Genomic DNA, 12,732 nt, shown 5'->3' with positions numbered 1-12,732 from the left:
AAACGAAAACGTCGGGGCAATGTGCTCACATGGGTCAATTCTCAGTGAAAATTATCTGGCTTACCGGGTCACTTCTCAGCGGAAATCAACACTCTGGATGTTCACGTTGAAACTCCGCCATTCTCGGCAACAGCCACTCCACCGCGAATGCTGGTGCCATTGTCACTTGAACGGGACGCTGCGCTGTGTGTTCTGCCAGTCGTTCGACACCCCTTCCAATGATTTCAAAGCCGATACCCAGTTCACGTGCAAGAATGATACCTGGCTCTGTCAACTCAATGCCGCGCCCACGTCTGGTAACGAGAGCTACACCCAAATGCCTTTCCAACGATTTAACCTGCTGGCTGACAGCCGCTTGGGTCACGTTCAAGCGTTCAGCCGCCACGGTGTAACTCCCAGCTTCCGCAACCGCTGAGAAGGCGCGCAAAGCGTTCATCGGGGGAAGGTGCAACCAATCCATACTGTAGTTTTTCTAATGTTCGGTTAGACTATTTGAGTCGAATGATATCGGTTTTCCTGACAATATTCATATCGAAATTTGTTTATATGCTCCAAAAAAGTTGGGTATGGGCTTCATCGCGGATGTCAGCCTAGCCGCATGCCAGGAGATCTTGATACGATGGATAAATTTCAAGGTGGATGTTACTGTGGTGCTGTTCGATACCAGATCGCGACACCACCTGTCTGGTCGGGACATTGCCATTGTCGTTCATGCCAAATGGCCCTTGGTGGCGCCTTTGTAACTTGGGCTAAGGTAGCCGCCGAAGACTTCGCCGTTATCAAAGGCGAAATCCATCACATTGAGAAAACTTCGGGTATTCGCCGCGGGTTTTGTCGGGACTGTGGAACGACGTTGACCTATGCCGCCTTAAATGAAGGTGAGGGCCAAGACTGGAGCGCTGACGCTTGGTTTTCTGCTGTGACGTTGGACGACCCATCGATTGCGCAACCCAAGGCCCACGTCTTCGTCTCACATCAGCAGCCATGGATAAAACTCGACGACGGGCTGCCGACGTTTCCTGAGTTCTAACCAACTTTCCGAGCGAACGGAGGAGAAAGCGATGAACACTGTTTATTCATATGCCTGCAAGGACTGCGAGGGCATGGAGGCCTGCCCAGGCAAAGTGGTTGCAGCGACTAAGGACGAAGTATGGAAACTCATGGAACTGCACGCGGTAGTCGCCCATGGAGAAGATCCTAGTTCGTGGGACGCCGATACTCGAGAATATCTGGGAACATTGATTAAGCCAGCTTGATAAGATCAGGGGGGCTTCGACGCCCAACGAGAAATCGGCCTTGAACTTCGATTTGGAATGCTTGGTGACGAATGGCGACTTTGTTGAGAAGGACCGGCATGGGCTGCCAACCAGCTAATCATACAAGCTGTGAGGATAGGCAGCTCTGAGCCCAAGTGGACGATTGAAGTTGACGTAAACTGTTTTTCGACCTGCATTGATCAAAGTTTACTAATGGAAGGGAAAGCCTGGCTGTTATTCTCGAAGAGACGACCTCATACATTGGTCATATCTCGTTTTCTTGCATACTCTTTCTAATCCCGGTTACGTAATTCTTCATTAAAGACTCGATATACGACTCCGAGGTTTCATATCGGGATAACTTGTCTGAGGCGTCAAGGGCGGCGATTCCATAGAGGCAAGCCCAAAGAACACGAGCGTCATGAATGGCTTCATCAACATGGCTCTCTGGGTACAATGGGCGAATTGCCGCGACACCAATATCAATAAGATCGAAAATGGCACGATCGTATTTTTCGGGAGTTACCTTTCCCGGTGGCAACTTGTGTTCAAACACTGCGCTCCAAAGGTTGGAGTTTTTCTGAGTAAATTCCAAATAGGACTTCGCTAACTCCGTCAATGCCTTCTCGGGCGAGCCATCCAAGATCACGCCCGACAAATACGTGTGAAGGCTCCGCAATGTGTTGACGTGCAATTCCAGAATTAGATCATCGCGATTTTCAAAAATCAGATAAAGCGTCCCTGATGTGTACCCAATTTCCCTAGCGATACGCCTAATTGTCAGCTTTTCGAGACCTTCGCTCGCAACTAGTTTCGTTGCCGATTTTAAAATCATTTCCCTAAGCTCTGCACGGGTATGGTCTGATCTCCTTGCCACTTAAACCTCTGAAACTGTATAATTAATATCCTCTATATATTATATATTGATCATTGATTATTTTCAACATATGATAAATAATCAGTGATCAATAAATGTTAAGTGAGTTCAAAGATGTTTGGGGCACTTCGCGTTTTCAAAGTTTTCTTGCTTAGACAAATTGACGGAACGTCGCTCTGCGCAGGGGCGCTCTTCCTAACATTGAGCGCGTGCACCTTGTTCGTTGAAACATCACCAATGGTTTCACGCTCAATGCCCCAAATATCTCCCTACACCCCCGTCAAAAAATCTTTAAACGTTGAGGTGAAAACAAAAACATCCGATGCATTAGTCAAACCGCTCCGAGACGGATTGGAAGCGTTGGGTAACCGTTTGAACGCCATTGATCAGGCTCAAAAGACACTTGATGTTAGCCTGTTCATTCTGCGAGAAGACGATGCCGGTCATCTATTTGTAAGCAAAGTCCTGAATGCGGCTGATCGAGGAGTAAATGTCCGATTGCTCTTCGATGACTTGTTCAATCGACGAACCGCAAATCAGTTCTTTGCGCTAGACAATCACCCCAACATTGAAGTCCGCGTTTTCAATCCATACTCGCGCCTTAGCCCGACGCTATTTTCCTTTATAGTTGACTACGAAAAAAGCCGACGGCGAATGCATAGCCGATTTCAAATCTCTGATAACCTCTACGCAATTATTGGAGGTAGAAATATCGCTGATGAGTACTTCGCAGATAACGGCACTTCCAAGTTCCTTGATTTCGAAATTGGGGTTCGCGGCGAGAAAGTGAAGGCCATTTCTGAAGCATTCGAGCTCTACTGGACCGATAAATGGAGCGAAGACATCTCTAGCCTTCAGTTGCTGCCTCCAATGGTCGGCCTCGATGATCTTCGCGTTACCGCACGCCGAAGGGCAGAAGAAGCGTGGCAAGGAACATATCGGGACCTGCAAAAACCATCTGAAAGACGACCGCTGAAGAACGATGGAATTAGCGCCAAGGTTTCTTTTGTATCGGACGTTCCGGGAAAAATACGTAGGCATAAATTTGAGCGTCGATACCTCGTTTCGCAATCGCACTACGACGAGATCGCTCGAGCGACAGAAAAAGTATTGATTGTCACACCCTACTTCATTCCAACGGACAAGGGCGCCAGTCTTCTGGAGCGGTTGAGCGACAAGGGCATTCGGGTCGAAGTCGTGACCAATTCCTTAGCTTCGACCAACCATGTGTCCGTGCATGGTGGATACTCCCAGTATCGTGCGAGGTTGTTAAAGGCCGGGGTAAAAGTCTTCGAGTTAAAACCATTCAATAGCACAAACTTTGGCAAGGCTGGCCCGATACTTACTCTTCACGGAAAGTACACAGTCATTGACGGTAAAACCACTGTTGTAACGACCATGAACTTTGATCCAATTTCCATTACCGGAAACTTGGAATCCAGCGTTACGGTTCATAGCGCTAGCTTCGCGCGTTTAGTTTTAAGCGACACAAAAAACCTAATTTTAAATGGTTGCTACCGGCTAGCCCTGAACTCCAATGGCAACTTGGTTTGGTATGAAGAAACAGGTTTAGGAACAGTTGCGTTTGACGATGAGCCAGGAGCATCAATCGGTCGAAATTTCATCTCGGATTTCGTCGCCGCATTAAAAATCGAAGGCCTGCTCTGAATTCAACTTGATTATCTGCATCGATCGTCAATCAGCGGCGGACCAACAAGTAAACATAAAACACTATTCCATTATAGGAATGGATGACGTGAAACCTTCCAGTGTGGATTTTTACTTTAATATTAAATGTTTGCGGTTCGAGAGATGCTTCCTATCCGATCTTTTACTTTAGCAATTACCAGCAAAGGGAGATGAGAAATGCTGAGCAAGACTATTCAAATAACTCTTATCTGTATTGTTGTAACCGCATGCGAGACAAAGGCGCAAAAAGCTGAAACCGCATTCATGCGCGAACAGCTGATTGCATCAGGCCAAAGCACGAAACCGGCCGATGAGCTCCGAGAAAAGCACATAGGTAAAAATCTAGCTATAACTTCAGCAGCAGTACTGACCTCTCCAATCTGGGTCCCACTCGCAATTGTGTCGTGGCCGGCATTGGGGCTTTGAGCTGTTCACGCCGTTATGGTTCAGTTAACGCTGAGTCAGCTTTAGACCGTATGCTGAACAAGCGATACATGTTCAAATTGGCAGCAAAGTCCGCGAAGCGGTCACTCATGCAAAGAGCGGCGAACGGCTGCTCGGAGCCCACTTTGACCGATGCTGCTCTATGCCCCAATGACAGCAATGCGCAGAATCCGGACTTTGCAAACTCAAGGCCGATTCCTGAAAGCGGACCTTCACGCCTTAAAGGATCTTGGGCAGACGAGCCCACAGCTGCCCTTGCTCACCCTTTGCGCCCTTGCATGTGCAGCGCGTTGCGAACCGCCAGGTGCGGACATTCACCGCATGGTTCATGAACTCACAGATCGCGGACGAAGTTGCCATTAAATGCAGCAAAGCCAACGTCCGTTTTGGTGACCGCATCCGCTTGACTTAGTTCAGCCACGCGCCAACACTGTCGTCCACGCGATGGAGAAGGAAGAACAATTGACCGAGATTTCCATTCGGATGGCCTCCAATGAAAGGGATGTTGAAGACGCACGGGCACTCTGTCGACAGTGGCTGGACTGGCATTGGAAAGCCTACCCTGCCGACTGGCCGACGAAGGGCAATCCGATGGATCCTCAGAAATTCGAAACGATATTGGAGGAATTACCGAAGCTACATTCTCGGCCACGCGGCGGTATCTTCATCGCTGCCCTCAAAGGTCAGCCTGTTGGGTGCGTTATGTATAACGAGGCAGGAGCCGGGATCTCGGAATTCAACCGTATGTTCGTAAAAGATGATGGCCGGGGGCACGGTATTGGACGCCGTTTGCTAGACCATATGTTCGAACAGATGATTGAGGATGGCTACCAAAAGGTTATCTTCTCGTCCGCAACTTTTCTCATGCATGCAAGATCAATGTACGAAGCTGCTGGATTTGTGGATATGCCGCACCCAGAAGGCTTCCCGGATGAATGGCGCAACTATGTTTACTTTATGGAGCGCCCCCTTCTACCTCGGTAAAGCAGCCATGCGTGCATGACGCAGCACCCGGCATTTCGGGCTCACTGCTGCCATTCTCTGCGGTGGGCATCGATTTGAGGTATGAGCCCTGAGCCGTCATTGCCGATCCAACAGGGCGCTGCGTACGCATTCGACAGGTCACTACTCCTTCACAACTGTAGTCACTCAACGACGCGAGGAGCGGTTTCCCTCAACGTTTTGTGGACGATACTTCATTGAAAACTTGACGGAAAGCTGCGCCGACTGTCTATTTGAGACATGACATTCAATTTCAAGTTGTAGGCTAATAGATGACTGAAAAGCTGCCAGATTACCTGGCTCAAGGCGAAGCCGCCCGTTTGTTCCCCGTTCTCTCAACCACCTCAAAGGAAGGTCGCACAACGTCTATTGTGCTGGCCTGTATGGTTCAGATTGAAGAGTTGGGAGCCGCTTTGCTTCAATCAGTAGGCCAGAAGCGCGGGAAACGGGCTCAGGTACATGCGTTCACTGAGGTTGTATTCAAGAACCAATCAAAGACAATCAAGGATCGGCCCGACGGATTGATTGTCCTGAAGGTTGGCTCCCGCGAGTGGAAGGCTCTTGTTGAAACCAAAGTTGGGAACAACACCCTCGATGCTGAGCAGGTCGAAAGATACCGCGCACTCGCGAAAGAGAACGGGGTCGATTGCGTCATCACGATATCCAATCAATTCGCAACCACCCCAACCGCTCACCCTGTCGAGGAAGTCAGGAAGAGCAGATCCAAGATTCCTGTGTATCACTGGTCATGGATGCATGTGGTCACGACTGCCGAGTTGCTGATCAGCAATGAGCAAGTCGAGGACAAGGACCAACTATTGTTGTTGAATGAGCTTAGGCGCTTCCTCAATCATGAGAGCGCTGGCGTTCAGGGATTCCATAGGATGCCCAAGGAATGGGGCGATCTAAACAAACTGGTGTCGTCTGGCGGTGTCATTCCAGCACGGTCGCCCGAAGCGCAGGTAGTGATTGACGCTTGGCATCAAGAAACACGTGATCTGTCGCTCATCCTTAGCCGCCTTGTTGAAACATCCGTTAGTGAGAAATTGTCGCGCAAGCACATTAATGATCCGGCTCAGCGGAAAAAGGATGAGCTGCTGATGCTTCGCGAACAAAACCAACTGCAATGCACATTGGATGTCCCAGACACGGCCGCTCCCATCGAAGTCACCGCAGACCTGAAGCGGCGGTGTGTCGATGTCGGTATGACCATCCGCGCGCCAGAAGATAAGAAGTCAACCAAAGCCAGGCTGAATTGGCTCCTGCGCCAGATCAAGGTCGATAACATGGAGGGGCTGTATATACGCTTGCTTTGGCCTGGTGCCAGCGAACCGACACAGCACTTGGTCTCAGATCTACGGGAAGACATTGACATTTGCCAAGAAGGCAAAGACCACCTCGTTACGCACGGCTTTCATGTGTTCCTATCCAAACGCCTCGGCGGGCGGTTCACACAACAGGCCAACTTCATATCTGACTTGGAAGAAGTCGTTCCTCTGTTTTACGGCGAAGTAGGCGCAAATCTGTCCGTCTGGAAGAAGGCTGCTCCTAGGATCAAACAAGACAAACCAACGGCCGAAGATGTTTCGATAGACGCTATTGCCGAGGATGCTGAGGACTTTGAAGGCTGATCCAGGTTACCGCAATAATTCCTCTGAAATCGACCACGTTATCCCGCAAGCTTCATTCCGCCTCCAGCCCTTAGCGGATATGGCATTCCCGCGCCACGAACCAAATGCAGTCGATTGAGTAATATATTGAGCTGACGTTGTTCACTTCTCGTTCCCCACCAGATACAGTGCCACTCTAGTCGTCAAACCACTGTATAAGGTGTTTTTGACTTGCATAATTTAAGGAGAACCTAATTGTCAGTCAGCAGTCGATTTGACACATTTCTTAGTAACATTGCCCTTACTCAGCTTCAGAAAGATGCAGGGGCAGAACGGCGTGACAAAGTAGTTAAAACTCTGAACACCCACTACTGGAATTCGACCAGTAAGACAGCGAACTCAAAATACGTCGGGTCATGGGGCAAGTTCACCCGCCTTCGACCGCCTCGTGACGTGGACGTGTTGTTTATACTGCCGCCTGCGGTTCACGCGCGCTTCCAACAACGCATTGGGAATAGGCAATCTCAACTTTTGCAAGAAGTAAAAGGGGTACTGGCTGCTGAGTTCTCGACTACCGCGGTAAAAGGTGACGGACCAGTCGTGAAAGTTCCTTTCGCCGCCTATGATGTTGAACTGATTCCTGCGTTCTTGTTGGAAAATGGGCAGTACTGGGTGTGCATGACCGATAATGGAGGGCGCTATGCCACAGCTGATTATGATGCAGAATTGAAGCTAATCCGTGAGAGCAACGACAACACAAATGGCAATACACGGAACCTAATCCGAATGATGAAGCGTTGGCAGGCATACTGCAATGTGCCAATCAAGTCGTTTTGGATTGAATTGATCGCAGTCGAGTTCCTTGGAAATTGGGAACACAAAGATAAGGGCAAGGTTTACTACGATTGGATGGTTCGGGACTTTCTCAAGTATCTTGAGGGAAAGGCATACGGCAATGTTTATGCTCCTGGAACTTACGAACAAATGTACCTTGGCAATGCTTGGGCCTCTAAGGCAACATCAGCTAGGCAGAGGGCAGAAAAGGCCTGCAACAACGAATCTGACTATCCTATTACTGCTGGGGAAGAGTGGCAGAAAATTTTTGGGACGGATATTCCGAAGTACGTATGACGCAGCGCAGAGTAGAAGAAATTGTCAAAGAATGCGGCAGGCAGGAGGAGTCCTGTAAATATACTGCTGCGGGTTTGTATATTTGGCAAAAGGCGGCGCACAAATGGAAAAACAGTTTCATCGTTGCGCCTATTGTCTTAGGAGGTTTGGCATCTTCTCAGATAGTTTCGGGTGATCCAGATTCGTGGATTAACTACGTTGCGGCTGCGCTTGCGCTACTGGCTGGTTTTTTTCCCGCTATCTTCGAAGCGCTTGGAATGGACATGCGTGTTCGAGAGATAGGGATGGCCGCGGGTGAATTTACTAATCTTCGAGATCGGTTCCGCCAGCTAGGCAACATCGGTTCAGATATGGAGTTTGAGGAATTGAATCCCGCATTCGAACAATTGATGGACCGGATGGACGCCGCACGAAAAACCTCGCCGCCCCTACCTGAGAAGTACTTTGAAGAGGGCCGTCAAAAGATCATGGCAGGTCATTACGACTTTATTGTGGATAAAGAAAAGTAGTGCGCAAGCGCATTTCGATGCAGCGTTGACAAAATGAAGGCCCGTACAAACAACGGATTTTGAAAAGTCCGCTGCCTGCGCAATGCGGCTCTTAGTCAGACCCAGTGCCGCACTAGCAGCGAAGGTCCGCTTGGTGGCCTTCCTGTCGGCGCTGTCTGGCACTTGGATGTCCATTTTTGCTAGGCTCAACTATGGATGTGTGTCCGCTTTGGGCTGATTGCCTCCATCGTTCTCGGCAATGGGAGCGGCGGATTTGTCCGCATCTGAGACGTCGGAGGCATAAGTGCCGAACGGCAGCTGCCTGCGGGAGCAGTCGTTCGGGCACAAAAGCGGACTTCATCACGCGGTCCGGCCTCCTCAAATGGCTGCTGAACCCGGCTTTGCGGACATCTGACCGAACCGCTCAGATGTCTCAGAAGAGCCCAAAGCGGTCCCAAGAGGTGTGGGTTTTCTAGACTATTGCAGTAGAGCTAATCCAAACCAATCCACATAATCCGAGAGCTTATGATCATGCAAACAAATGCTACTGTGGCCCGCGGACTCGAAGCTTTATCGGCACCTTTATTCTTGCTAGCATTTCTTTTCAGATGAGCTATTTGGGAGGAGACTAAAGATGTCTGTTTTTATGGTCGAACGCGATTTGTCTGGCATCACGATGGACGAGCTGGCTGCCGCGCAACAACGGGCCATCGAATTCTCTGATGGCTTCAACCAGGATGGCCGATCTGTGCGCTATATCCGGACGACCTTTGTTCCGGGAGAAGACCGCTCGATGTGCCTGTTTGAAGCCGAAAATGCGGATGACGTGGAAGAAGTAAACAAAGCAGCACAAATTCCCTATGTACGGGTTGTAGAGGCGCTTGACTTAACGCCATAGGTTGAACGTGACCCAAAAGGAACTTAAGGGAGGCTGTGTAGCGTGCGGAAGCAGCCTACCTGCAGGAGCCCGCTTTTGCCCGAGCTGCGGGGTATCGCAAATAGTGCAATGCTCCTCTTGCGGAACGGAGCTGCAGCCCAACGCTAGTTTTTGCCACGCTTGTGGATCTCCAGCACCGCAAAATGATGGCGAGGGCGTAATGCCAAATCACTCATCGGCGCGCGACCGCGGCAAGGGTTCCAACTCGCGACCCGCTGATATTGAGGCCCGGAAGCACATTACGGTTGTGTTTGCCGATATCGTGGGTTCCACAAGACTAGTTGAAGGGCTGGACCCGGAAGATGCTAAGGGTTTTCTAAAGCGGTCGATTGAGGGCCTGAGCCCCTGCATAGAAGCGGCCGGTGGAGTCGTCGCTAAGACTATGGGCGATGGCATTTTCTGCGTCTTCGGAGCTCCACTGGCGCAAGAAGACCACGCTTACAGAGCATGCCATGCGGCTTTGGACATGTTGGCAGCAGCTGACCAATTGAAAACGCCTGCTGGTGGATCGCTTCAACTGCGCATTGGCCTTAGTTCCGGAACTGCCGTTGTAAACGTCACAGAAGGCGATGGAGCATATAAAATCGACGCGATCGGTGATGTGGTTAATGTTGCCGCGCATTTGGAGGCAAAAGCTACCCCAGGAACTGTTTTGATCACTGAATCAACGCGTTTTCTGGCCGGGCATTCCATCGAAGTGCGTCCCGTTTCTGACTTGAACGCATTTCAATTGGTTTCTGTGGGCAGCAATCCACAGGATTTGCTTCCAGAAGATGCGCTCGCGCAGTTTCCGTTTATAGGCCGCAATCGTGAAATGAACTTTCTCATGGGCGCCTACGAACAGCTGGACGATGGCATCGGGGATGTAATTTCCGTGCTCGGAGGAGCGGGAGTTGGCAAAACGCGCCTGCTGTTGGAGTTCATTCGCCAGCTGCAACCGACAAACGCGCGCATTGCTGTCGCATCAAACCGAGCACAAGACCATTCTGACCCCAATGCGCTCCTGAGACGCCTTGTAATGTCGTTGCTAAACATCGCTCAAGATGTCTCGCATGATCCTGCTCAGGAATTATCGCAAAAACTTGCGCTCTTGGATCAAAAAATTGGCGAGCACGCGGACGATGTGATCTGGCTCCTCATGTCAGAAAGTGAAGAGGTCGATCAGAAAGAAACCGAAAGCCGGCGCTTCGCAGCGCTAAGCGCGCTACAATTGATGTTCGAAACGCTTGCAGATCAGGGGCCACTAATAATCCTGATCGACAATTTCCAGTGGTCTGACGCCTCGAGTCGAACGTTCCTTAAGGCGGCCTCTGGAATTGTAGACACGAAGCCACTTTTGGTTTTGCTATTCAGTCGCGAAGATCTGTCTGATTTCCGGTCAACGGCCCGGCAGGTTTTGCAAGTTAGACCGCTGGAGCACCGCGCTGCTTTGCAATTGTTAACTGAGCAATTCGCAGACAGACCCCTTTCCAAGGACTTGATTGAAAAGATTATCACCAGAGCTGACGGCAACCCTAGATTTCTTACCGAATTCGCCCGGCATTTGTCTGAAAGTGGACCGGACGAACTGGACAATCAAACAACTCAGTTGAGTATTCCTGAAAGCGTTGTCGATCTTTTTGAAGAGCGGATTGACCGCCTGCCTATTGAAGCGAAACAACTTCTTCAAGTAGGCGCAGCTTTCGAAAACCCTGTCACTCTCGAAACGCTGGTCGCGTTAACCAGGCACAATGAAGCAGACACGTTCAATTTGCTCCAACAAGTTATTGATGCCGGTTTGGTGCGCGAAACCGGCTTTCTGCCCAGCACGCTATATGCGTTCGTAAACCCCATTGTGGGTGAAGCCGCCTACAGATCCTTGCTTCGCGATGAACGGCGTAAGCTTCATACGACAATCTATGAGTACCTACGGGACACCGCACGTGGACGCAGACAAGATGCCAAAACTGGCAGACAAGCATTCCGTGCCGGTTTGTATGAACAAGCCGCATGTTCGTATTTTTCCGCTGGCAAGCGAGCTGAATCTCGCCTGGCTTATACCGAAAGCACCGAGCTGCTTTGTCTCGCGCTACAGTCAGAAGGCCATGTAAAAGTGCGGACGCTAGAAATCGATCAACTTGCAATCGATGTCCGACTGATGCTGCGTGATGCCCTCTTCGCAACGTCCCAGTTTGACGAGATCGGAAAGAGACTAAATGAAGCCATGGCCATTTGTGATCGGATCCATGATGACGAACGATCGCGCCTGGTGCGGCGTCATATAATTGGCAACATGGTCGCGCAAGGTGACATTGGCGATGCCTTAACTCAAGTAAGGGCTTTGATCGTCGAAAACGAAAAGGTGGACGAGTTTCGAGAAGTTGCTGAACTCAGATTCCTGCAGGCCCAGATGCTCGCAGCCACCGGCCAATATGCCGAAGCCTTTGGATCTAGCCGTGCGGTTATGGACGCCTGCGTTAAGTATCGAGGGTCACAGCATGAGTTGTCGCCCATCACATACGCACTTGCTCGTTTATGGTTGGTGTGGTGCGCAGCCGAACTGGGGCGTTTCGAAGAGGTCAAAATCGAGGTACTCGACTGTCAGAATGATCTGTCACAGGATCGCCCACCGTTTTTTCGGATTCTTGCAGGCGTGGCGACTGGAGTATTCTGGTTGCGCTACGGAAACAGCGAGCTAGCAGCCAATACCCTTCAATCCGTTTTGCCGCTGACAAAAGATGACGAAAATGCAGCATGGTTTCATTCGGTAGCATCTCCACTTGGGTTGGCTCTTATCAGGCTCGATAAGGCCAAAGCTGCGCTGCCTCTCCTGCAGGAGGCCGTTGCAAGAGAGGCAAGTGGTAAAGGCAGCGGGGGCCGCGGGACACAAGCGGTTCATCTGGCGTCCTGTTGGGCGGCTCTTGGGAACCTTCGAAAGGCCGAAGATCAGGCCCGGGTCGCAGTATCGCGCGCCAGACAGAATGGAGACAAAGGAATGTTGGCGTATGCTCTCGGGGCTCTTGGGCGAACACTGTCTCAACATGGTCAACAACGAGCGGCAAAGCAGTCTTTCCAAGAAGCCGTGGAGCTGGCGAAGTCCTGCGAAATGCTTCCACTTCTTAAGGAAATCCGCAGCGACATGCGATCCAGTTGAATTCTGAGGTTAGTTGCCGAAACGGTCCTTTATTGCCTTGTCCAATACCCCTTTGGTGCCAATGTCAGGTTTGTCCGCAAAGCAGACGCCCAACGAGCTCTTTCTGATGGCTGCTTCTGACCTCACCAACACGTATCCTACGCTCAATTTCGATTGGTTGTTAAG

At 50.4% G+C, this 12,732-nt stretch carries 12 protein-coding genes; 10 read left to right on the top strand and 2 right to left on the bottom strand.

Translation table 11 applies throughout. The features are described from left to right. Positions 1-85: 85 nt before the first annotated feature. Positions 86-436, bottom strand: a complete 351-nt coding sequence (locus ACR0ID_RS19855; RefSeq protein ID WP_480608220.1) for a LysR family transcriptional regulator — start codon at positions 434-436, stop codon at positions 86-88. A 183-nt stretch (positions 437-619) separates the two neighbouring features. Between ACR0ID_RS19855 and ACR0ID_RS19850 the strand changes: the two genes are divergently transcribed. Continuing rightward, positions 620-1,030 (top strand): GFA family protein, encoded by a 411-nt coding sequence (locus tag ACR0ID_RS19850; RefSeq protein WP_480521418.1) that lies wholly within the window; start codon positions 620-622, stop codon positions 1,028-1,030. A 31-nt stretch (positions 1,031-1,061) separates the two neighbouring features. Further along, positions 1,062-1,256 carry a DUF1059 domain-containing protein gene (locus ACR0ID_RS19845; protein WP_170389176.1) on the top strand — a complete coding sequence of 65 codons (195 nt, stop codon included), beginning with the start codon at positions 1,062-1,064 and terminating at the stop codon, positions 1,254-1,256. A gap of 265 nt (positions 1,257-1,521) precedes the next feature. Here the strand turns inward: ACR0ID_RS19845 and ACR0ID_RS19840 are convergent, their stop codons facing one another. Then, on the bottom strand, positions 1,522-2,133 hold the full coding sequence (locus tag ACR0ID_RS19840) for a TetR/AcrR family transcriptional regulator (protein ID WP_480521421.1): 612 nt from the start codon (positions 2,131-2,133) through the stop codon (positions 1,522-1,524). A 114-nt stretch (positions 2,134-2,247) separates the two neighbouring features. On the opposite strand from ACR0ID_RS19840, the gene ACR0ID_RS19835 reads away from it, so the two are divergent. From ACR0ID_RS19835 to ACR0ID_RS19800, 8 genes are all read left to right on the top strand, one after another. After that, positions 2,248-3,801 (top strand): phospholipase D-like domain-containing protein, encoded by a 1,554-nt coding sequence (locus tag ACR0ID_RS19835; protein ID WP_480521423.1) that lies wholly within the window; start codon positions 2,248-2,250, stop codon positions 3,799-3,801. 198 nt (positions 3,802-3,999) lie between these two features. Further along, positions 4,000-4,248 carry a hypothetical protein gene (locus ACR0ID_RS19830; protein WP_170668966.1) on the top strand — a complete coding sequence of 83 codons (249 nt, stop codon included), beginning with the start codon at positions 4,000-4,002 and terminating at the stop codon, positions 4,246-4,248. 462 nt (positions 4,249-4,710) lie between these two features. Next, positions 4,711-5,250 (top strand): GNAT family N-acetyltransferase, encoded by a 540-nt coding sequence (locus ACR0ID_RS19825; protein WP_480608215.1) that lies wholly within the window; start codon positions 4,711-4,713, stop codon positions 5,248-5,250. Between the two features lie 290 nt (positions 5,251-5,540). Next, complete coding sequence (locus tag ACR0ID_RS19820; protein WP_480608212.1) at positions 5,541-6,899, top strand: hypothetical protein; 1,359 nt, start codon at positions 5,541-5,543, stop codon at positions 6,897-6,899. Positions 6,900-7,133: 234 nt separating this feature from the next. Continuing rightward, the gene (locus tag ACR0ID_RS19815) at positions 7,134-8,009 is read left to right on the top strand and encodes an SMODS domain-containing nucleotidyltransferase (RefSeq protein WP_480608210.1); all 876 of its coding nucleotides are present in this window, start codon (positions 7,134-7,136) and stop codon (positions 8,007-8,009) included. Next, positions 8,006-8,518: a hypothetical protein gene (locus ACR0ID_RS19810; RefSeq protein WP_480608206.1), complete on the top strand. Its 513-nt coding sequence runs from the start codon at positions 8,006-8,008 to the stop codon at positions 8,516-8,518. Before ACR0ID_RS19815 ends, ACR0ID_RS19810 begins: the two co-directional genes overlap by 4 nt. Positions 8,519-9,131: 613 nt before the next feature. Continuing rightward, positions 9,132-9,395: a DUF4242 domain-containing protein gene (locus ACR0ID_RS19805; RefSeq protein ID WP_480441994.1), complete on the top strand. Its 264-nt coding sequence runs from the start codon at positions 9,132-9,134 to the stop codon at positions 9,393-9,395. A 7-nt stretch (positions 9,396-9,402) separates the two neighbouring features. After that, complete coding sequence (locus ACR0ID_RS19800) at positions 9,403-12,567, top strand: adenylate/guanylate cyclase domain-containing protein (protein ID WP_480608203.1); 3,165 nt, start codon at positions 9,403-9,405, stop codon at positions 12,565-12,567. Positions 12,568-12,732: the final 165 nt, after the last annotated feature.

This window comes from Ruegeria sp. AL2, assembly GCF_056540845.1.
This window is presented reverse-complemented; position numbering and strand designations above follow the sequence as displayed.